Origin of the sequence: Lacibacter sp. (genome assembly GCF_035299325.1) — a bacterium.
Taxonomy (GTDB): Bacteria; Bacteroidota; Bacteroidia; order Chitinophagales; family Chitinophagaceae; genus Lacibacter.
This window is the reverse complement of record NZ_DATGWT010000022.1, coordinates 132,625-155,699: the sequence shown is the minus strand read 5'-3', so window position 1 is coordinate 155,699 and position 23,075 is coordinate 132,625. Positions and strand designations below refer to the sequence as shown.

At 39.7% G+C, this 23,075-nt stretch carries 12 protein-coding genes; all 12 read left to right on the top strand.

Annotation, left to right across the window (positions count from 1 at the left end; translation table 11 throughout):
* Position 1: 1 nt before the first annotated feature.
* The 12 genes from VK159_RS12660 to VK159_RS12605 all read left to right on the top strand — a co-directional run bounded on the left by VK159_RS12660 (position 2) and on the right by VK159_RS12605 (position 23,062).
* Positions 2-1,129: a formylglycine-generating enzyme family protein gene (locus tag VK159_RS12660; RefSeq protein WP_324230510.1), complete on the top strand. Its 1,128-nt coding sequence runs from the start codon at positions 2-4 to the stop codon at positions 1,127-1,129.
* A gap of 146 nt (positions 1,130-1,275) precedes the next feature.
* Positions 1,276-2,550, top strand: a complete 1,275-nt coding sequence (locus VK159_RS12655) for a hypothetical protein (protein ID WP_324230509.1) — start codon at positions 1,276-1,278, stop codon at positions 2,548-2,550.
* A gap of 22 nt (positions 2,551-2,572) precedes the next feature.
* Positions 2,573-5,686, top strand: coding sequence for a TonB-dependent receptor (locus VK159_RS12650; RefSeq protein WP_324230508.1), 3,114 nt, complete (start codon positions 2,573-2,575; stop codon positions 5,684-5,686).
* A 20-nt stretch (positions 5,687-5,706) separates the two neighbouring features.
* On the top strand, positions 5,707-7,167 hold the full coding sequence (locus tag VK159_RS12645; RefSeq protein WP_324230507.1) for a RagB/SusD family nutrient uptake outer membrane protein: 1,461 nt from the start codon (positions 5,707-5,709) through the stop codon (positions 7,165-7,167).
* 105 nt (positions 7,168-7,272) lie between these two features.
* Complete coding sequence (locus VK159_RS12640; RefSeq protein WP_324230506.1) at positions 7,273-8,433, top strand: family 43 glycosylhydrolase; 1,161 nt, start codon at positions 7,273-7,275, stop codon at positions 8,431-8,433.
* 2 nt (positions 8,434-8,435) lie between these two features.
* Entirely contained in the window at positions 8,436-9,614 is a 1,179-nt protein-coding gene (locus VK159_RS12635; RefSeq protein WP_324230505.1) for a hypothetical protein, read from the top strand.
* A 16-nt stretch (positions 9,615-9,630) separates the two neighbouring features.
* Positions 9,631-11,142 (top strand): arylsulfatase, encoded by a 1,512-nt coding sequence (locus tag VK159_RS12630; protein ID WP_324230504.1) that lies wholly within the window; start codon positions 9,631-9,633, stop codon positions 11,140-11,142.
* A 1-nt stretch (position 11,143) separates the two neighbouring features.
* Complete coding sequence (locus tag VK159_RS12625; RefSeq protein ID WP_324230503.1) at positions 11,144-12,211, top strand: cellulase family glycosylhydrolase; 1,068 nt, start codon at positions 11,144-11,146, stop codon at positions 12,209-12,211.
* 17 nt (positions 12,212-12,228) lie between these two features.
* Positions 12,229-16,260, top strand: a complete 4,032-nt coding sequence (locus VK159_RS12620; protein WP_324230502.1) for a hybrid sensor histidine kinase/response regulator transcription factor — start codon at positions 12,229-12,231, stop codon at positions 16,258-16,260.
* Positions 16,261-16,567: 307 nt separating this feature from the next.
* The gene (locus VK159_RS12615; protein WP_324230501.1) at positions 16,568-19,747 is read left to right on the top strand and encodes a TonB-dependent receptor; all 3,180 of its coding nucleotides are present in this window, start codon (positions 16,568-16,570) and stop codon (positions 19,745-19,747) included.
* A 20-nt stretch (positions 19,748-19,767) separates the two neighbouring features.
* Entirely contained in the window at positions 19,768-21,894 is a 2,127-nt protein-coding gene (locus VK159_RS12610; protein ID WP_324230500.1) for a RagB/SusD family nutrient uptake outer membrane protein, read from the top strand.
* Between the two features lie 25 nt (positions 21,895-21,919).
* On the top strand, positions 21,920-23,062 hold the full coding sequence (locus tag VK159_RS12605) for a hypothetical protein (RefSeq protein ID WP_324230499.1): 1,143 nt from the start codon (positions 21,920-21,922) through the stop codon (positions 23,060-23,062).
* The last annotated feature ends 13 nt before the right edge of the window (positions 23,063-23,075 follow it).

Genomic DNA, 23,075 nt, shown 5'->3' with positions numbered 1-23,075 from the left:
AATGAAACAGTTTATAAAATGTACATACATACTTTCAGTACTTGCATTACTGCTGAGTTGTAATAATAACAATGAATCAAATGATGCAAAGGCAGACCCGGATAGCAGCAGTGTACACACCTGTATGGCTGTGCCGCAACGTTTTGCAACCGGCGACAGCAGTAACGTAAAGGCAAGTGGTGATACCTCACTTGAGGGGATGGTGCTTATTTCCGCCGGGGTATTTGAGATGGGAGGAGATAATGAGCAGGCAAGTGCTGATGAATATCCGAAACATAAAGTAAGTGTAGACTCTTTTTATATGGATATCACTGAAGTGACGAATGCTCAATTTCAAAAGTTTGTAGTAGCTACCGGTTACATTACAACAGCTGAGCGGAAACCCGATTGGGAAGAATTAAAAAAATCTGTACCACCAGGTACACCCAAACCACCTGACAGTGTTTTAGTAGCTGCCTCTTTAGTATTTAAACCAAGCAGTGGCCCGGTTGATCTCAATAACTACAGCCAATGGTGGAGTTGGGTGGCAGGCGCCGATTGGAAACATCCGGAAGGGCCAGGTAGTACTATTAAAGGCAAAGAAAATTTTCCGGTTGTACATGTTAGCTGGGACGATGCCATGGCTTATTGCAAATGGGCAGGCAAACGTTTGCCAACTGAAGCTGAGTGGGAGTATGCTGCACGAGGCGGGCTCATCAACAATATTTATCCATGGGGAAATGAACATGTAAACATGGGAGCTCCGAAAACAAATAGCTGGGAAGGGAAGTTTCCTTATTTAAATGAACAGAAAGATGGATTCATGAAATATGCACCCGTAAAAACATATAACTGTAACCGTTATGGGTTGTTTGATATGGCAGGCAATGTGTGGGAATGGTGCAGCGACTGGTACGATTATAATTATTATAAGTCGCTACAGGGAAAAACAACAGTCAACCCCAAGGGCCCAACAAAAAGTTTTGACCCTGATGAACCACATACCAAAAAAAGGAGTTTACGTGGCGGAAGTTATTTATGTAACGACAGTTATTGTAGTGGCTACCGGGTGGCAAGACGTATGAAGAGCAGTCCTGATACGGGGTTAGAACATACAGGATTCAGATGCGTAAGGAGTCTGAACAAATAGAAGCTCTGTTTTTGATTGTAATAATGTAGTATAAGCAGCAAAAACACAATTTTACCAGATTTAAGCACAATAGTTACAGGCTAAACTACCTGTTGGCAGATAATTTTATCTAACGATTGTAACAATTCAACGATTAATCTGCCGACATGAAGAAGGGAATTTTCTTAGTCCGTTTTGCAACACAATTTTTTGCTGTAACAGTTCTCGCTATTTCAATTACAGTTACTGCCTGCAAAAAGCCGTCTTCTGGTAATGGGGGTGGTTCCAATCCTCCTTCCGATCCATCTACCGGCGGTGGTGTTATGGTTACAGATACTGAACGTTATCTCGGGGTAAACTATAATGAAAGCCTGCACGAAATAAACCCAGGTGAGCTCAGCCGCAGCAAAACAAAATGGGTGCGTGGCTTTCTCGACATCTTTCATCATTACGATAATAATAATCTCAACAGCAGTCCACGTATTACAGAATATTTAAAGCTTAAGGGACAAGGCTATAAAACCTGTCTCAATCTAAAATTCAATTTTAAAACAAGACCGTATCCGGCCGTAAACAGCAGTGCCTGGAGCAATTATATTAATTATGTTGATCAGGTGCTGGATAAAGTGATACTTGGTACCGATGTAATTGTTGTTGGAAACGAACCCTTTATTGAATCAGAAACAAACACGTGGGATGAACCACTCAATACTTTTTACAAAGCATTGGCAACAAGAGTTCAGAATTATTTAGTTGCAAAAAATCTGCAAAGGCCCATTTTCATAGGTTCGTTTGATAATATGTATCAAAGCGGCAGACAGGGTAATGCAGGTATAAATAACTTGCTTGCATGGGTTAAAGCCAACAGTTGGATTGCGGGAGTAAGCATGCACATTCATCACGATAATAACCCTGAAATTACTACTGCCATAAATTATGTGCATGATAAATTGAGAGATAATCAGAAAATTATTATTACAGAATACTCCCTCATGAAATGGTGGCGTTCAAACCTGAACGCAGATATTACGCCTGAGTTTGTCAATGCAGCAAATGCAAGTACAACCGATTTTATTTTACCCCCGCCGCCAGGAATTACCAAATGCTGGCAGTACATTGATTATGCATTAAAAAATCCACGTAAAAAAGAAGAGTGGGATGCTTTTCATCAATACAATCCCTGGCTTGAAATAAGAAAAGATTATTTGTGCAACTCTTTTAAACTTTTTAAAGCAAGCAACAAATTCTGGTTTGCAACGTATGCCATGCGACAGAGCTACCCGGTTGGTGCAGATTTTACAGTTGATACCGATCCCTGGATTATGAATTCATTGTTCACAGGCCGTTCTGTTGAGTTGTTACCGACCGGAGAAGCAGAAGGTCGTTATTCATTTTTTCAACAGTTTGCTGATATAAACGCTGGTGTTCTCAACTGCAATTAATAATTCTAAAAACTACTGCTATATGATAAAAAAAACAAACAAGTATGTGTGCACAGTTTACAACCATGTTGTGTTTGTAACACTGTTTCTATTTACCATCAACATTGCACAGGCGCAAAGCCGCATTGTTACCGGAAAAGTAACATCGGCTGATAAAGGCGAGCCTGTTGCAGGTGTTTCTGTTATGCTCAAAAATTCCGGTACGGGCACCACCACAAATGCAAACGGCGATTATTCAATAACTGTAAACGCTAACAGTGATATTCTTGTTTTTTCTTTTGTTGATTTCACGACAAAAGAAGTAAGAGTGGGATCAGGCAGTAACATTAATGTAACACTTGCTGCATCTGGGGCTAACCTTGGCGAAGTGGTGGTTATTGGTTACGGCACAACACGCAAAAGCGATTTAACAGGTTCAGTTGTATCGCTCAAATCAAAAGATTTAACAGGCGGCGCCAACATCAGTTTAGACCAGGGATTGGTTGGCCGTGCAGCAGGTGTACAGGTATATCAAAAAAGCGGAGAACCGGGCGCTGCCATGAGTGTAAAAATCCGTGGTATCAGTTCTATTAACGGAGGTAATGATCCGTTATATGTGATTGATGGAATGCCGGTAAATAATCTTGCACCTGTTGGGGCAAGTGGCAACAGGTTTCCCAATAATCCAAATCCACGTAACCCGCTCAACAGTTTAAACCCGAACGATGTTGAATCAATTGAAATATTGAAAGATGCTTCGGCCACTGCCATTTATGGTTCACGTGGCAGTAACGGGGTGGTACTTATCACAACAAAAAAAGGAGCATCGGGAAAATTAAAAGTTTCTTACAATGGTTACTATGGTGTGCAGAATGTTTCAAGACGTTTAGATCTGCTTAGCGGTGATGAATATAAAACTTCACTCAATGCAATTATCGATGCAGGCGGTGGAGTACCAACCGAACGTGTAACACATGATGTGGTGAATACCGATTGGCAGGATCTGTTGTTCCGCCAGGCTTCTATTCAAAGCCATGATCTTACCTTTTCAGGTGGTAAAGACAATACAAAGTTTTTTGCTTCGCTTGGCTATTTCCACCAGGAAGGTGTGGTGCGCAAATCAGGTTCACAACGTTATACAGCAAGAGTGAATATTGAAAACAGTGTAGCAAAAAAATATGCATTTGGGTTTAATCTCGCCACTTCTTATATACATGATGATTACAATTCCGTTGGACTTGGAGTTAACGAAAACGGAAGTGCTTTGTATTCCGCTATATATTACGACCCCAGTTATCCTGTTTACAATACTGACGGCACATATAACCGCTCATTTTTTATGAGCACAATGGATCATCCCCTGGCATTGCTCAACGGGCAATATGCCAACAGTGATAATTTCCGCACATTCGGAAATGTATATGGTGAGTACTTTTTTATTCCCTCACTTTCCTTGAAGCTGCGTATTGGTGGAGATATTAATATTTCGCAACGAAATACATGGGTTGATCCAACAACTATACAAGGTCTCCCCTTAGGTGGTGTAGGCACTATTGATGTGGGCAATGCCAATTATTATATGGGGGAGGCAACACTCAACTATAAAAAAGATTTCGGCAAACATCACAGTGTTACTGCATTGGCCGGTGCAACCTTCGATCGTTATGGCAGTAATTCTTTTGGCGGAACAGGTGCAGGTTACCTGTTGCCCGATCTTACTTACAATGCATTGGGTAGTGGTGCCGATTCATTGGAAAGAGTAGGAAGCGGCAGGGCTTCAAACAAAATTGTTTCGTTGCTGGCAAGAGCTATCTATTCGTATAAAAATAAATACCTGCTTACTGCTTCCATCCGTTCAGATGGATCTGCAAGGTTTGGCGAAGAAAACAGGTTTGCATATTTCCCATCGGTTGCGGCTGCATGGAAATTACATGAAGAAGCTTTTTTTCAGAAGATGAAAAACCTCGATGAATTAAAGCTACGGGCAAGTTATGGCGCAGTAGGTAACCAGAACATTGCCAACTATCTTTATTTTGCTTCTTTCTCAGGTGGCGGCCAGGCAATATTCGGTAATACATTGTACACTTCTATTGCACCAACACGCAGTGCCAATCCTTTCCTGAAATGGGAAGGTGCATTACAGTTTGATGCTGGTGTTGACTTCTCTTTTTTCAGAAGAAGATTATACGGAACAGTTGATGTGTTTAAACGCAAAGCAATTGATTTGCTGCTGGCATTACCGTTACCACCCAGCACCGGTTTTACAGAACAAACAAAAAATGTGGGCGATATGCAAAACACGGGTGTTGAATTTACATTGGGTGGCGATGTTATACGTTCAAAAAACTTTACATGGAGCGCAGGCGGTAATATTTCTGTAATTAAAAACAAAGTGCTGAATCTTGGTCCTATTCCTGAAATTATAACAGGTGGTGCAGGTAATCTTTCAAATGTTTCAGTCATACGCCCGGGTGTATCAATAGGTTCTTATTATGGTTATAAAGTGACCGGTGTATGGCAAACGGCTGACGATTTTACAAAAGCACCAACCGGTGCAAAGCCCGGTGATTTAAAATTTCTGGATGTTGACAGCAATAAAGTAATTAACGCTCTCGATCGTGTAATACTTGGTAAATCTCTACCCGATTTTACGTATGGATTTAATACTACGCTTCAATACAAAAATTTATCACTCGCTTTGTTTTTTGACGGGCAGAAAGGCTCAAGTAATATCAATAATGCGTATGTAGATGCATTGTACCCTGTAAGTTTCAGGAGAAACAGATTGGCAGAACCTTATCTTAACCGCTGGACAGCAACAAACCCATCTGATAAGTATCCTTCTTTTGCAACAAGTGCAGGAGCATCAGCATCAGGGGCACAGGCGGGCAACCATCAGATTAATTCATTGACAGTACAGGATGCTTCTTACTTCCGTTTGCAATCGGCCACCATCAGTTATTCATTCACGATAAAAAACAGTAAAGTAATAAAATCATTAAACATATATGCAACCGGTCAGAATTTGTTTGTGCTGACCAAATACATTGGCTACGATCCGGCATTGAATGCTATCGGCAATGACATTATTAAAATTGATTACAGCAGTTACCCAATGGCACGTACCTTTTTGTTTGGTGTAAATGTTCAATTCTAAACCCTGCAAATATTATTGAAATGAAATACAAAATATATTCTCTTATAGCATTTACGTTTCTGGCTTTAACCGGTTGTAAAAAAATACTGGAAGTAACACCCTATGCTGAGTTTTCGCCAGCAACTGTTTTAAGTGGCGAAGCGGGCACCCGGGCTGTTTTGTTTTCTTCGTATGCAAATGCGCAAAATCCAACGCCTTCAAGATTTTTGATAAATATCTCTGAAGTAAGTACCGATGTTGGTTTTAACAGTGGCGGCAATGAAAATCTTGCTCTGTCGCAAATACAAAACTTTACATGGGATGCTGCGTTGGGTACTTTTCAGGCCGATGTGTGGGGACCCTCGTACAGAAGCATACGTGATGCAAATCTTGTGCTCGATAATATTGCAAATGCAAATATGCCCGATGCAAAAAAGAAATTATATACAGCAGAAGCAAAATTTTTAAGAGCTGCTGCGTATGATTTATTGTACAGGTGGTTTGGCCCTGTGCCTTTGCGTTTGTCAAGTATTACAGAAGTAGAACTTGCCAGGGCAACCGATGCAGAAATGCGCAACTTTATTGAAACAGAATTTAATGCTGCCATTGCCGACCTCCCTGCGCCCGGTGCAGAAGAAGCATTTGGAAGAGCCAACAAAGGCATTGCATGGGCAATACTTACAAAATATTATTTGAATACAAGACAATGGCAAAAAGCAGCAGATGCAGGACAGCAAGTAATGAATTTTAATTACTATCAGTTATTTCCACAGTACCAGGATATGTTTACGGTTGCCAATGAACGTAACAGGGAAATGATTTGGGTAACACCCTGCCGTAATGAAGTTGGTTTTGGTAACTGGTACACTGCAGGTGCATTACCTCCGGCTTTCAAAAGCACTACACAAATACCTGCCTTTGTGTTTACGTTGAGTATGGCCAACTTTGCAACTCAGTACCGTATGCGTACTATGTTTACAAGCACCTTTGATGTTGCCAATGATAAAAGAGCGACGTTGCTCATCAGGAGTTATGTTAATCAAAGTAATGCAACAGTAAACCTGCTTGCAACTGCCGATAATGTTCGCAGTTTAAAATATTGGGATAATGCAACCATTGGCAACCATAGCGGTAACGATGTGCCATTAATCCGTTATGCAGATATTTTACTTTCAAGGGCCGAAGCATTAAATGAATTGAATGGCCCGACGCAGGAAGCATTGGATTTAATAAATCTTGTGCGCACACGTGCAGGTATTGCAGCACTCACACTCGCTCAGGCAATAAGTAAAGATGTGTTGCGTGATTTTATTTTAAGAGAACGTGCATGGGAATTTTATAGTGAGGGAAAACGAAGGGAAGATTTATTGCGACACAATCGGTTTATAACCGGTGCGCAGGCAAGAGGTATTACTGCAGCAGCAGAAAAACATAAACTGTTTCCAATACCTCAGGCAGAAATTGATGCAAATAAAGCATGTAAACAAACAGATGGCTATTAATTTTTTTTAGCAGTGTTAAGGGGGACATAATCAATAGTCCAACGGCGGTAGTCTTGCCGCCGTTTTTTACCCTTACTATTTTTAACTATTTTCTTTATGATAAACATGAGATTATTTTCGACAATTACTTTTTGTTTATGGTGTTTTGCTCTATGCTGCCAAACGGTTAAGCCAACTGTTTTGCAGGAATACAGTAACCCTGCAGCACCGGTAGGAAACAAAGCGCTGACAGTATCGGCTGCAGTAACACCTGTATTTGATTACTGGATGCGTGATACCTATGTAATGACAGGTCCCGATGGATATTATTATATGACAGGTACAACGGCAACACCCGGAAGGGTTTTCCCAACAGGTAATATTCATTGCTGGGATTATAACGATGGGTTATACCTCTGGCGTTCAAAGGATATGAAGCAATGGGAGGCATTGGGTTTAATCTGGAGTTTTGACAAAGATGCGGCCATGTGGCAAAAAAAAGGAAAACCCTTAGAGCATGGGGCCAAATCACCCAATAAAGATCCATTAGACTCATTTTACCGGGCTGTATGGGCACCCGAATTGCATTATATAAAAAGTCAGAAAAAGTGGTTACTCATCGCCTGTTTAAATGGTGGTGCCGGATCATTTGTGTTAGAAAGTATATCCGGTAAACCACAGGGGCCTTATAAAAACATTCAGGGAAATGAAAGCAAACCTATTTTTGGAAATATTGACTTAAGTATGTTTGAAGATGAAAATGGTGAAGTCTACCTGGTTGGTCATAATCACTTCATTGCCAAAATGAATCATGAACTTACAGATATTGCGGAACCTTTCAGGCGGTTAAAAGAAAAACCTTACAATCCCGATCCTTATATTGAAGGAGTCTTTATTGCAAAAAATAATGGCAGGTACCAGTTGTTGCAAACTGTATGGTCAGTAAAAAAGACAGATGGAAGTTTTACTTATTTGCGCAATGACAAAAAAGATCTCAATTCGTTGTACAGTTATGATGTTGTAGTAGCAGAGAGCGATAATATTTATGGCCCTTACAGCGAGCGATACCCTGCAATACTTGAGGGTGGACATAATAATATTTTTAAAGACAAACAAGGGCAATGGTGGAGTACCACTTTTTTTAATCCACGTGGCGAAATGGGTAAGAAATATCCGGTTACCTGTAGACCGGGACTTGTGCCGGTGAAATGGGAGAATGGCAAATTGATGCCCGATCATGAACGGGCGAATAAATTTTATCAATCACTTCCGGCTAAATCAAAGTAACTATGAGCAAAAAAATAATGAATGTATTACTGTGTGTGTTGTTAACAGTAATGCTGCATGCCCAGGAGATCGGTGCTAACTTTAATCATGATCCGGAGATCATTGATTTTACATATCTGGCAAAAACACCGGTGGAGTGGGTGCGTACCACGCCGTATATTTTTGAATACATCCGGGGTGAAAAAAATGCAGCAACAGAACCGGGTCTGCAGAATATTATTGAAGCAAAAAAGAAAGGCTATAAAGTTGCATTTGGTTTTCGCTGGGATTTTAAAAAGTTTAAACTTGATGTTCCAAAACCCGGTAGTGAGGACGAAAAAAAGTATTTTAAAGTAGCATCTGCCATTATTGAGAGAGTAGGTGGAAGTATTGATATTTTTAAACTCGGTAATGAACCGAATCTTGAAACCAATGAAAGCGATTTACAACTTAACAGCGAAGGCTATGTTCCTCTGGTGAAGTTTACCGAACGCTTACTTACAGAAGTTGTAGAGCCTTATTATGCAAAACATAAAAAAATAAAACGGCCGGATGTTTATACAGGTTCTTTACCAAGATTGTTTTTAAAAGCTGAGCAACAAACCCCTGGCGTAGTTGGTTTAATTAAACTGGCACAAACCGACAAACGAATTAAAGGGTTATCGGTTCACCTGCACATCAGCGATTCTCTTGAAATGGATGAAGCGTTTCGTTTTGTGCGAAGTATCATGCCGGATAAGCCGATTATTGTTCCTGAGTACTCTCTCTTCCGATTGTACAACCAGCATGTGGCTGATGAATTAGGCGATAGTGAAAAAGGGAAAAAATTTGCAGCTAAATATAATTATCCTTCTTCTATGAAATGCTATGAATGGTATAGTAAAGCCAATTCAGAAAGAGTTAGTGCTGCCGAGTGGAATGATTTTTTTGCATCACGCCGCTGGTTTCCGCAGCATTTTATGCAAACGTATTACCGTTACTTTCAGAAATACGGAGTAGTATTGGCTACCTATGGCTATTTAAGTCAATCAGCTCCTCAGAAAATGGGACCTAATTCACCTACCTGGTTTATTAATCCTATTTTCCCAATGAAAAGTTTAAAAGAACAAACTGACGGTTCCTTTACTCCTAATCCGCTCTGGTTTGATGATTTTACTGATATTATCAACAAAGGAAAAAAATGGAGACTGCAGCAGAAGTAACTACTGTATTAAAAATATGATAAGGCGTTTCATCATACTTGTATTTGTTTTTGCAAATGCTCTTGCAGGGTTTTCGCAAAACAAAAAACCGAATATTATTTTGTTTTATGTCGATGATCTGGGTTATGGTGATGTGAGTTGTTACGGTGCAATAACTCTGCGTACTCCCAATGTTGATAAACTTGCTGACGGTGGTTTGCGTTTTACCGATGCACACTGCGCTGCTGCTACCTGTACGCCATCTCGTTTCAGTTTGCTTACTGGTGTATATGCATTTCGAAACAAAGCAGCTATTCTTCCGGGCGATGCGCCTTTGTTATTTAAACCGGGTACACAAACAGTAGCGACTATGTTGCAACGAAATGGTTATGCTACGGGTGTTGTTGGCAAATGGCATTTGGGTTTGGGAAACGGAACCATAGATTGGAACGGAACAATTACACCTGGCCCTGAATCGATTGGGTTTCAATATTCATTTTTAATTCCTGCAACAACGGATCGTGTACCGACTGTGTATGTCGAGAATGGAAAAGTACCCAATCTTGATGTCAACGATCCGATTAAGGTCAGCTATACTAACAGGATCGGTGATGAACCAACAGGTTTATCACACCCGCAATTGCTGAAACAAAAAGCTGATACACAACACAGCAATACGATCACCAATGGTATCAGTCGAATTGGTTATATGACTGGAGGGAAATCAGCTAGATGGGTTGATGAGGAAATCCCTTTTGTACTGAATGAAAAAGCAAAATCATTCATTATCAAAAATCAGAAGCAACCTTTCTTTTTATATTATCCGTTTCCGAATATTCATGTGCCGAGAACACCGAATAAACAATTTGTTGGAAACACAAACATGGGTGCACGTGGCGATGTCATTGTGGAGATGGATTGGATGGTGGGTGAAGTAATGAAGCTGCTCGATTCACTGCAACTCACCGAAAACACCTTAGTGATCTTTACAAGTGATAATGGCCCCGTGCTCGATGATGGATATGCTGATTTTGCAGAACAGTTGGTGGGCAATCACAAACCATCAGGTATTTATCGTGGAGGAAAATACAGCGCTTATGAAGCGGGTACAAGAGTACCAACCATTATATATTGGAAGGGAAAAATAAAACCAACGGTAAGCAAAGCACTAGTATCACAGGTGGATTTTTATAAAACTGTTGCAGCTTTAATCAATGCAAAGTTGCAAGACAATGAAGCAACAGACAGCGAAAACCAGTTAGCTGCATGGCTGGGGAAAACAAATAAAGGAAGAATATGGATGCTGGAAGAATCCTACACGTTTTCTCTCAGAAAAAACAACTGGAAGTTTATTGCTGCCGTTGAAGGAACAGTGCCGGGCTGGTTCCGAAACAAAAAAGTAGAATCAGGTTTATCAAGTGAAGTGCAGTTGTATAATCTTGATAAAGATCCTTCTGAACAAAAAAATCTTGCAAAGCAATATCCTTCCATGATACAGGAATTTCAACAACAGCTGAACCAAATCAGGCAATCATCCAAAATCAAATAGTATGAAGAAATACAGTTGTATAATTGCGGCATTTATTTTTACATGCATCACAGTAAGTGCGCAAAGCTCTAAATGGTCAGAAACAAAAGCAAAAGAATGGTACGCCAGACAAGGCTGGCTGCGTGGCAGTAATTTTCAACCAAGTACCGCCATCAACCAACTCGAAATGTTCCAGGCGGCAAGCTTTGATACAGCAACCATCAATAGAGAGTTAGGTTGGGCAAAAGGGCTTGGCTTTAATGTGATGCGTGTGTACCTGCATCATTTGTTATGGACATCTGATAAAGATGGATTCAAAAAGCGTCTTGATACCTATCTCAGCATTTCAACTAAGCACGGTATAAAAACCCTGTTTGTGTTTTTTGATGATTGCTGGAACGATACCTCATTTGTTGGTACGCAACCACAGCCAAAGCCCGGAATTCATAATTCAGGTTGGGTGAGAGATCCGGGTACCATGCTTTATACAAACCCTGATACAATAAAAACATTAGAATTATATGTAAAAGATCTGATGACCACATTTAAAAATGACGACCGTATCCTTATGTGGGATCTGTACAACGAGCCGGGCAATAATGCACAGCACAATAAAAGTATGCCGCTACTCAAGGCAGTGTTTCAATGGGCAAGAGAAGTCAATCCATCACAACCTGTTACAGCCGGTGTTTGGAACAATGCTCCGCCTTTTAAGGATTTGAACAAATTTCAATTGGACAATTCTGATATTATTACTTATCACAATTACAATTATATTGATCATCATAAGAATGCTATTGACACATTGCGTAAGTACAACCGTCCGTTAATCTGTACCGAGTATATGGCACGCCGGAACGGAAGTTTATTTCAGCTCATTCTTCCCTTACTGAAACAGGAAAACGTAGGTGCAATTAATTGGGGTTTTGTAAGTGGTAAAACCAATACCATTTTTGCATGGGATACACCCATTAAAGATGGCAAGGAACCATTGCTCTGGTTTCATGATATTTACAGGAAAGACGGTACGCCATTCAGCAAGTATGAAGTTGATTTTATTAAACAACTCTGCAGGCCATCGGGGAAATAGTTATTTACCTTCACTCTATGAAATTGCTTGTACGATATGTGGCTGTGCTTTTGTTTTGCTTCTTTCAAACAGGAACAGAAGCACAGCAATTGTTGTTTCGGAATTTTTCTGTTGCTGATGGACTGCCGTCCGGCACAGTACGTGCCATTATGCAGGATGATAATGGTTATATGTGGTTTGGAACAAAAAACGGCCTTAGCCGTTTTGATGGATACCAGTTTAAAAACTTTCAATTTCAAGAGAATGTAAAAGGTATACTTGGCAACAACTTTATTCATTGTATTACACGTATTGACAGCGTGCACTTATGGGTTGGAACAGAAAATGGTGCCTACATCCTTAATCTCGAAACAGAATATTTTTCACTGTTTTCTCCTACAGCAGGCAAAACCATTTTTGATATTCTGAAAGACCGCAACGGTCATATCTGGCTTGCATCCCGTTTAAACGGGCTTTATTATTTCAACACAACTACGGGCAAAACACAACAGTTTACATTTACCGGCAAAAGCAATTCCGTTTCTTCGGATCAAACAACAAGACTGGAGCAGGATGATGAGGGCAATATATGGATCGGGTATTTTGGTACAGGTGTAGATGTGTTTTCACCTTTAACAAAGCAGTTTCAGAATCTTCGATCAACCAATAGTAATCTAAGTAATAATTTTATCAATGCCATTCATAAAGGGATTGATGGTGTAATGTGGATTGGTACGATGAACGGCGGCTTGTGTAAATGGAATAAAGCGGAACAGCAGTTTAAAACCTATCGTGCAGGCGGTGATGGTGCTTTAAAAGATGATATTGTAAGATCGATTAATCAAACGACAGCGGGTAAGTTGTTTGTAGGCACAGAAAAAGGGTTGAACGTACTGGATTTAGCAACAGAAAAATTTACTGTATACAGTAATAAAAGCAACGACATCTTCAGCATCAGCGATAATGCCGTGTATTCAATTTATGCAGACAGAAGTGGTATTGTGTGGGTGGGTACTTTTTTTGGAGGTGTTAATTTCTTCAGGGAAAGAAACTCGGCATTTGAATTATACTATCCAACAGGCGATGCGGGTTCTTTGAGTGGAAGAGCAGTCAGTTGTTTCCTGGAGGATAAACCCGGAAAGTATTGGGTAGGAACAGAGGACGCCGGTTTACATTATTATGATGCTGCAACAAAAAAGTTTCAGAAGTATCCGTTTTCAGGAGGGCAGCAAAAACTTTCCTACCATAACGTCCATAGCTTGCTGCGTGATAAAAACGGGAACATCTGGATAGGTTTGTTTGCAGGCGGTGTAAATGTGTTGAACTCATCAACCGGATCCGTACAGTATCACAGAAACAAGCAAGGTGATACCAGCTCCCTCATCAGCGATAACATCTTCAGCTTATACCAGGACAAAGACGACATTATCTGGGTTGGTACCGACAGGGGGCTCTGTCGATTTAATTCATCAAGCAGCACATTTTCCACTATTCCAACAGAAGGCTTACTGAACACGATCATTTACGACTTGTATGAGGATAACAGCAAAACTATTTGGGTGGCTACACATAACAATGGACTGTTGCGCATGGACAAACGAACCAATGCGGTACAAAAAATAAAAAGCAGCAGCGGCACAGCACCTTCAAAATTGATTTGTTTGTTTGATGATGCACATGGTTACTTATGGATTGGTACAGATGGCAGAGGTCTTTACCGTTATAATTATAAAACAGAAGAACTGAAGCCATACACCGGCAATGGGTTGATCTCTGCCAATATTATTTATGGTATTACTGGCGACGATAATGGCAATTTATGGCTTAGCAGCAACAATGGTTTATACAGTCTTCATTTACAGACAGAAAAAATAAAGCATTATACTATGCAGGATAACCTGCAGGGAAAACAGTTTAACTATAAGGCTTTGTACAAAGCACGCAACGGCAACCTGTTTGCAGGAGGTATTGAAGGATTTAATATCATTAATCCGGCAATTGCCGATCAAACGAATGAAAAGATTACTGTTTCACTTACCAATTTTCAGCTGTTTAATAAGGACCTGTTACCCGATAGTACAGGTACAGGCTTGCATAAGCAGATCAATTATACTTCGGCACTTACGCTAAAACACGATCAGTCTTTCATGAGTTTTGAATATGCCGGGTTAAGTTTTGCTGTAACTGATAAACTTCAATATGCTTATAAAATGGAGGGCTTCGATCCCGACTGGAACTATGTTGGAGCCGAACGTAAAGCGACCTATACTAATTTACCACCCGGTACCTATACATTTAAAGTAAAGGCAACGGCAGACGAAGGTAATTGGAATGTGCCCGAAAAAACAATTCGCATTGTAATTAAACCTCCGTTCTATAAAACAATACTTGCTTATTTTATCTACGTTTTGCTGTTGATCGGCATTGTATATACTGCATACAAGTATTCAGCTGCTTACATACGCAGGCAAAATCAGTTGAAGGTTGAGCGGATGAAGAATAAAGAAGAGCAGGAGTTTTATGCACGCAAGATTGAGTTCTTTACCGTAATGGCACATGAAATACGTACACCGCTTTCGCTAATTATTGCACCATTGGAAAAATTAATCACGCTGAAGAAATGGGAGAGAACAGAAACGGAACAGCTGCACATAATGGAAGAAAATGCGGAGCGGCTGATGGATCTAGTTAACCAGTTGCTTGATTTCAGACGGATTGAAAGTGATGTATATACGATCAAAAAAGAAAAAGTTGAAGTAGTTTCTTTGGTGCAATCTGTTTATTCACGGTTTTCATCTTTACCCTATCAAAAAGACATCGAGTTTACACTTACCACCAAAACAAGTTCATTGCTGATGGATGCTGATCCGGAAGTACTCCATAAAATCTTAAGCAATCTGTTGATTAACGCCTTCAAGTTTGCCCGAAGAAAAGTACGAATTGTAATTGAAGAAGTAACCGGTATGCAGAACGAAGCCAGTTTACATCTGCGGGTTGAGGATGATGGCATTGGAATACCGGGTGAAAATCTGCAACATATCTTTAAAAAATTTTTCACCAGTTCTTCGGGTATTCATCAATATAACAACTTAGGCAGTTCGGGTATCGGTTTGGCATTAGCCAGTTCACTTGCAGAAAAACATGGGGGAAGGTTATTGGTAGAAAGCAGGGAAGGAGTAAAGACCGTTTTTACACTTGAACTGCCTCTGGAAAAAGTGAAAGAGCCGGTGTTGCCGATTGAAACGGATGGCTCTCTTGAAAAAGAAGCAGAAGCAACTGTTCTTGTTGCAGATGACGATGCTTCCTTACTCAATTTTATTGCAGACAGTTTAAAGACCGAAAATTATAAAGTTCTGAAAGCAGCAAACGGGAAACAGGCATTGGAGCTCATCGAAACTCAATCTGTCGATATTGTTCTTTCTGATGTGATGATGCCGGTTATGGATGGTGTTGAATTTTGCCGACAAATTAAAAGTGATGTGCAGTTCAGCCATATTCCGTTAATACTGCTTACTGCTAAAAGTAACAGCGAAGCAGAGATAGAGGGCATAGAAAGTGGAGCCGATGCGTATATTTCAAAGCCGTTCAAATGGAAACATGTGCTGGCTGTGGTAAAAAATCTGCTTGAATCCAGAGAAAAATTAAGAAAACGATTTTCCGAACAACCCAATACCGAAGCCGAAGTACTTACTACCAACAGGCAGGACAAAGAGTTTATTGAAAAAGTGGTGGCAATAATTCAGCAGCGTATAATCGATCCGCAGTTATCGGTAGAAGAACTGAGTAAAGATCTGGCGATCAGCCGATCTAATTTGCATAAGAAACTAAAATCAATGTCAGGTTTGGTGCCGAACGAGCTTATCAGGCTGGTTCGGTTAAAGCAAGCTGCTAAATTACTCGCTGCAGGTGAAAATAATATCAGTGAAATAGCTTACATGACCGGCTTCAGTTCGCCTTCGTATTTTTCAAAATGTTTTCTTCAACAATTTAAAATGACTCCTACAGAATTTTTGGAAAAACTTCAAAAACCCCGGAATACATTTCAAAATGAGATTCCAGGCAATGGGTAACAGACATGCTTTTTTTGATTTTTTTGTTTGATGGTGATACTGATTTCCGGCCTGCTGATGTTGAAAGCAGGTCGGAAAGTGGTCGAAATATTACTTATTCATAATCAGCCGGCAGGACAACAAGTAATTTAATACGTCCATTTTAATAAGATTGGTTGATAGGCAATGTTATTTCCAACTTCTCTGTTTTCAAGTGTTTAGATGATTTATTTGAACGATAGAGCAATTTTATTAAGCAACAGAGCAAACAAGCCTTTCGAAACCTGATTTAACTTAGCCTTAATTTAAAACTTAAAACGACTGCTATATGAAAAAATGCATTTTACTTGCATGTTTCAGCTTTGTACTAGCGCTTTCAGCATGGTCACAAAACCAGCTTACCGTCACAGGGACAATAACCGATAACGAAGACGGCTTACCACTCGAAAATGCAACTGTTTCACTGAAAGGATCAAGTCTTTCAACTATAACAGGAAAGGATGGCAAATTCTCAATTAAAGCCGCTTCTAATGATGCACTTGTAATTACTTACACTGGATATGAAAAGCAAACTATTTCAATAAAAGGTCAGCCTGTTATTAATATTAAACTATCAAAATCAGGGTCAGATTTAGGAGAGGTTGTAATTGTTGGATACGGCATTCGGACATTTAAAAAGGATAATACTGCAGCAACATCTAAGATTGACAAAGCATCGCTTGAAAATACTGCACCGGTGAATATTTCCGAAGTATTGCAGGGACGTGCTGCAGGTGTAAATATTGTTTCAAATGACGGAACTCCGGGGGCAGGCTTTAGTATAAATATCCGCGGTTTATCTACTATTACTGCAGGCTCTAATCCACTGATTGTTATAGATAATATACCTTATACAAACAGTGCAAACGATGCATTTAATCCTTTAGCTTCCATAAATCCGAATGATATTGAATCAATTGATATATTAAAGGATGCATCCGCAACCGCTTTATATGGTGTTGGTGCTTCAAACGGGGTAATTGTAATTACTACAAAACAAGGTAAATCAGCGAAGCCCAAATTTACATTTAGTTCGAAAGTCGGGTTCGGCGAATTAGCAAGAACGATCAATACCTTATCCCCTAAAGATTATGCACTTTATCGTGCTGCACGTTACAGATCAGAGGCGGGAGATAATAGTGGTTTTGCAACAAGCTATATACCTCTACCCGGACAGCCAGGGTTGTGGGAATTATTGGCTAATCCAACGGAATCCAATAAGCTTGGTCTTGATGCCTATGATATTCTTAAAAATCAGTATGGTGTAACAAATTTTGATGGATCCAACTGGCTTGATTTAATTACACAGACAAATACCCGACAGTTTTATGACTTAGGCTTTTCAGGTTCTACTCAGGGCGGAACATCTTATTTCGCTTCTTTGGGGTATGCAAATGAAAAGGGAAACATTATTAATTCAGGGTTTCGTCGACTTTCAGCTCGCTTAAACCTTGATCAGAAAATAAGCAATGTCTTTAGTGCTTCACTTAAATTTCAATATGCAAATTCAGCATATACGGGTCTGATTGGCGATAACAGAGCCGATAATGCAATTGGCCAAGCCAATTTTTTAAATCCTTTTATCAATCGGGATAATATTCAAGGTTCATCTGAGGGGGTGATTAATAACGGTGGTCAGGGCGCAAATCCTGAAAGCCCTGAGTTCAGGGTAAAACAAACGGACGCAAAACGGGCATCTAACTCCTTCAATGGAAATATTAGTGTGTCTGCAAAGCCGTTTTCATGGTTGGAATTTGTGCTCCAGGGCGGTGTTATCAACGATGATTCTTATCGAAATATTTATATACCAAGCCAGTTGCGAGAAGCATTTACAGTAAAAGGAAGGGTTGATATCACTGACAGAAGAGATACTCGTTTTGTGTTTCAACCGAGAATGTCTGTCAACAAAAAATTTGGTGATCATAGAATAAATGGCACGTTTGTATTTGAGGCCAGAAAGGATATCGCAAACCAGTATTTTACCCGCTATGAACAGTTTGGTACAGAAGTTTTAGGTGGTTATAGTTTGGCCTCTGCTCAATCTGCAAGAACAACCCCATCATTTACAGATGTAAGAGTTCGTTCTTACATAGGCCGCATACAGTATGATTTTCAAAGTAAATATGTACTTACAGTTTCTACAAGGGTTGATGAATCATCAAGATTTGTAAAAGATAAAACGGGTGTATTCCCGGCTGTTTCTGTTGCCTGGAATATTGCGGATGAAAAATTTATGGATTTTGCGTCTAACGTCCTTTCTACTTTTAAACTGAGAGCAGGTTATGGTATTACTGGCAATGATCAGATCCCAAATAACGCAGGTATTCCTTTAGGCAATATCTCAAATGTATTTTATCCATTTAATAACGGGCTTACAACAATTGTTAATCCAAACAACAGGTTCGCTAATCCGGATATTACATGGGAAACAACCAAAGGAATTAATCTTGGTTTAGATCTTGGTTTTTTAAATGACAGGTTCGCTCTTACAACTAATTACTACAATAACACAAATACAAATATCTTGCTGGATATTCAGCTTCCTGGCTATAGTGGTTTTGCATCATCAATCAAGAATATAGGTTCGATGCGTAATACAGGATTTGAGTTTGAACTGGTATCACGGAACGCAACAAAAGGGAAGTTGAAATGGACCACAAACTTCAATATTTCTTTTAACAGAAACGAAATTCTTGACTTAGGTGGTGTGCCTGAACTTGGGTTTAAAGCAGTTGGTGCCGGTGGTTTGCCAAATGATGTATTACTTCGTATTGGTCAACCCATAGGAGTATATTATGGTACAATTCAGGATGGCCTTGTAAATACAGATCTGGAACGTTATAATTCGGCCCGCAAAACACAGGATAACAATACCGGTGAATTTCAATTTTTTGATGTAAACGGTGATGGCATAATTGACCGTGACGAGTACGTGCCAATTGCATATACACTTCCAATACATACGGGAGGGATGGGTAACACACTTACCTATCGAGGTATTGAGCTTTATGCTTTTTTACGTTGGTCTTATGGTAATGATAACGTTAATAATAATATTAACAGAGCATTTTATTTAAGAGGGGATAATAATCTTATACAAGATGTGGTTAACAGTATTTGGAATCGTCAAAACCAGGATGCAAACTACCAGTCAACCTCAGCAATATTCACGACGAGGATCAATAGTTTGTTTTCACGGAGTGAGATGGTTGAAGATGGTTCTTACCTGCGTTTAGAAACAGTACGATTAGGATACGCACTGCCGGCAAAATGGCTAAAGAGATTCAGAATTCCGTCTGCAAGAATTTCAATAACTGGTCAAAATCTTTTTGTATTAACTCGTTACTCATGGTATGATCCTGAAGTAAACACTGCAACAGGTGTTAACCGTGGATTATTTCCGGGCCTTGATCAGGGTGCATATCCTCGCTCAAGATTCCTGTTATTCGGTTTAGACTTGACATTTTAATTACCCACAAAAAAACAGTTATGAAAATATCATTCTCAATATATATCTGCTTAGCGTTTCTCTTGTTTAATAATACGAGCTGTAAAAAATTTACAACAAACGAGATAAAATCAGACATAAACTTAAATACATTCGGAAAAACCCCGACTGAAGCATTGTTATTATTAGGTCAGGCCTACAATAACCTGAGAGATAATGACATTACAGGCTCTACCTACTATGTTCATTTCACAACCGACTATACAGTTCCGGCCACTGGTACTACGTTTGCAAACAGTGCAATTGCACGGATGAATTACGATGCTTCTACAGGTACAGCGTTGAGTATCTGGAACGCACACTATACAGCTATTGCACGCACCAATTTGATTATCGAGAGAGCTGAAACTTTTGGGAAAGCATCAGAACTTTCGGTTGCCGATAGTACAACATGGGCCAGAATAAACGGTGAGGCGAGGTTTCTACGTGCTTTCTATTATTTCAATCTGGTAAGGTTATATCGTAATGTACCTCTTATAGATAAATTCTTTAGAGAGCTAAGCGAAATTCAATCGGTTTCAAATATGCCGGCAGGTCAGATGAAAGAGCAGGAATCAAAGCTCTATAACTTTATCATTGAAGATTTAAACCAAGCTACCCAATTATTGCCCGAAAATCCTGAAAGGGGAAGAGCTGGCAAGTTTACAGCCCTTGCATATCTTGGGAAAGTTTATTTAACACAAGGCACTATTATAAAACACAGGGATTTGTCAGGTGATGGGGTGCAACATTATCAAAATGCAATAGCAGCTTTTCAGCAGGTTATTGCCAGCGGGAAATATGGGTTGAAGACTTATTACCCTGATAATTTCATTCGTGACAAACAGTATACGGGTGCAAATGAATTTCTTTTTACAGTAGAATTTGAGGCTTTGGATGGAGGTTCAGGACGTTTTGGTGAAAACAGTGGTTTTATAAATAATGCAGGTACTAATACTGAAATCGGAACACTTGCAGGTGCTAATGGTGCATTTCTGACAAACGATTTTGGAGTGTCTGCATTTGACTTCAATTCTCCGGGTGATATCGTTCGGAGATTCTGGACAATTGAAGATGGCGATTTTCGTTCGTTTGAAACAAATGGAATTGCAGGGCTCCAAAACACAGCCAGTGATTGTCCGGGTGGAGCTAACTGCGAAATTTATTTAAGAACAAGAGAGCCATATCAATACACACGACCATATTGGTTTGAAGCAGTTAATAATGCGAACTCATTTCGTTACCGGCCGGCAACTGCTGATGTTGTAACAGGTCCCGGAGTAAATAACCGTTGGTTTTCCATTATCTGGGGCGATGGTAATGCTACGAATACACCCTCACGTTTATTTGTAAAATATCGCCGTACACCTCTGACTCAACCAAACTATACCACAAATATTTATGATGCAGACATACCTGTGTTGAGATATGCCGAAGTATTGTTGATGTATGCAGAAGCAGGAAATGAATTGAGTGGACCAGATGTGGTTCCAACAGGTGGTTCCATTACACCGGTAGCAGCAGTGAATATTGTTCGTAACAGAGCAAGAAACTTTGTGTACTATCCGAATCTTACTGTAAACTCAAAGATCATTGAAAACAGCACCTACACAAGAACATATTCTGACATTTACCGCAGAGTTCCGACAAGCAATGTTGTTTACAGCTTGACACCTGCAGCCAACAACCCTGTATTAACAACAACACAGGCGGCTGATACAATGGCTAAATATTTTTACCAGATATGTGCTTTTCGTGGAATTAGGGAAGTGCCTGCTGCGCCAACTATTAGAAACTTCAAAGAATTTCCTGCAACTGCAAATTATGTTCCTGACTTTGCAAACGGGCTTACTCAACAACAATTCAGAGATGAGTTGTTGGATGAACGCTGGAGAGAGCTTGCCGGTGAGCAAAACTGTCGCTGGTACGATTTAACACGTTACGGCAGGCTTATAAGCAGAGTAATGCAGGCCAAAACAGATATAAACCCACTTACAAACAGAAATTTAAGTACAACACAATTTGGTACAAGTGTGCTGACGAATCCTTTGCCCAAATTTGAGTATTTGCCTATCCCCCAGCAAGAAATTGATATAAATAAAAATCTTAAACAAAATGAAGGCTACTGATCCCTCACATTTTAATATGAATATTATGAAATCAACATATCTGTTCAGTTTTTTAATCGCCATCGTTTCTATTTCATCCTGCCGCAAAGATGGTCTTGAAATAAAAGATGTTTCATTTACTGTAGACAAAACCACAGTGGGAGTAAACCAGGACATCAATTTTTCTTTTGGTGATGGAGCTGATGCTTTGGCAATTTATACTGGCGACAGCAGGAAGGATTTTGAAAAAAGCAGGATTAAACTGATCGAGCAACTTGGTTACACCGAAGAACAATTAAAGACGAATGTTTATGCTTTGCGTATTCCGGATATGAAGGAATATTTCGTGTATGTTCCCCGTCTCACTTCAATTCCGGCTGACTATAATTTTTCCGGAACTTCAATGGAATTATACCAGGGAAGGTTAGTAGCATGGGATTACTCAAATGCAACTAATTCAAAGTATATAAAAATGAGTATCCCGGATGGTAATCCATATACTTTAAAAATAAAACCTGGACAGGCAGTAGTACCACAAATGCTGAATTATGCGAATGCAAACCTGACATCTTTAGGAGCATTGAATACAACAGCTAATAACACCTTCGCACCTTTTTGCGCTTTTCCCGATGGATTTACTACAGCAAGCACTACCGGTATAAGTGTAAAGTTTGGTGTACAGGTGGTAATAGACGGTGCAGAATCACCTGTTTTATATTCTACCATAACAGTACGTGAACTTTTAGACAACCTTGCATTTAACCTTCAAACTATATTAACAAGCTGGCGCACCACTAATATACCTTTGGGCAAGGATCCCAAAAAAGGAATTGATGAAATAAGGTTAATCTTTAATGCTGATGATCCCGCAGCAACTGATGATGATGGCGATTTGTTATCCTATATTGGAAATGTGTATATGCAGGAAGTAAGAGTTGGTGACGCAGCAAACATGGTAGAGGCTTTTAATGAAGGTGTGAAAATTCCATACGTATATCCTAATACGAAACAAAATTATACTTACCGATATACTACTCCTGGTGTTTATAAAGCTGTTATGGTAGCTACATACATAGGCAGGAAAAAATACAGTGGCGATGGTTACACAACGAATCGTCCCAACGAAATTTCTGCAAGTGAATATAACATTGAGCGTCGGTATAAAACAATTGAAATCACGGTTCAATAGCTTATCAACAATT

Bases quoted from the DNA above. Each gene is read 5' to 3' on its own strand.
- VK159_RS12660 (WP_324230510.1), top strand. From the start codon at position 2: ATGAAACAGTTTATAAAATGTACATACATACTTTCAGTACTTGCATTA.
- VK159_RS12655 (WP_324230509.1), top strand. From the start codon at position 1,276: ATGAAGAAGGGAATTTTCTTAGTCCGTTTTGCAACACAATTTTTTGCT.
- VK159_RS12650 (WP_324230508.1), top strand. From the start codon at position 2,573: ATGATAAAAAAAACAAACAAGTATGTGTGCACAGTTTACAACCATGTT.
- VK159_RS12645 (WP_324230507.1), top strand. From the start codon at position 5,707: ATGAAATACAAAATATATTCTCTTATAGCATTTACGTTTCTGGCTTTA.
- VK159_RS12640 (WP_324230506.1), top strand. From the start codon at position 7,273: ATGAGATTATTTTCGACAATTACTTTTTGTTTATGGTGTTTTGCTCTA.
- VK159_RS12635 (WP_324230505.1), top strand. From the start codon at position 8,436: ATGAGCAAAAAAATAATGAATGTATTACTGTGTGTGTTGTTAACAGTA.
- VK159_RS12630 (WP_324230504.1), top strand. From the start codon at position 9,631: ATGATAAGGCGTTTCATCATACTTGTATTTGTTTTTGCAAATGCTCTT.
- VK159_RS12625 (WP_324230503.1), top strand. From the start codon at position 11,144: ATGAAGAAATACAGTTGTATAATTGCGGCATTTATTTTTACATGCATC.
- VK159_RS12620 (WP_324230502.1), top strand. From the start codon at position 12,229: ATGAAATTGCTTGTACGATATGTGGCTGTGCTTTTGTTTTGCTTCTTT.
- VK159_RS12615 (WP_324230501.1), top strand. From the start codon at position 16,568: ATGAAAAAATGCATTTTACTTGCATGTTTCAGCTTTGTACTAGCGCTT.
- VK159_RS12610 (WP_324230500.1), top strand. From the start codon at position 19,768: ATGAAAATATCATTCTCAATATATATCTGCTTAGCGTTTCTCTTGTTT.
- VK159_RS12605 (WP_324230499.1), top strand. From the start codon at position 21,920: ATGAAATCAACATATCTGTTCAGTTTTTTAATCGCCATCGTTTCTATT.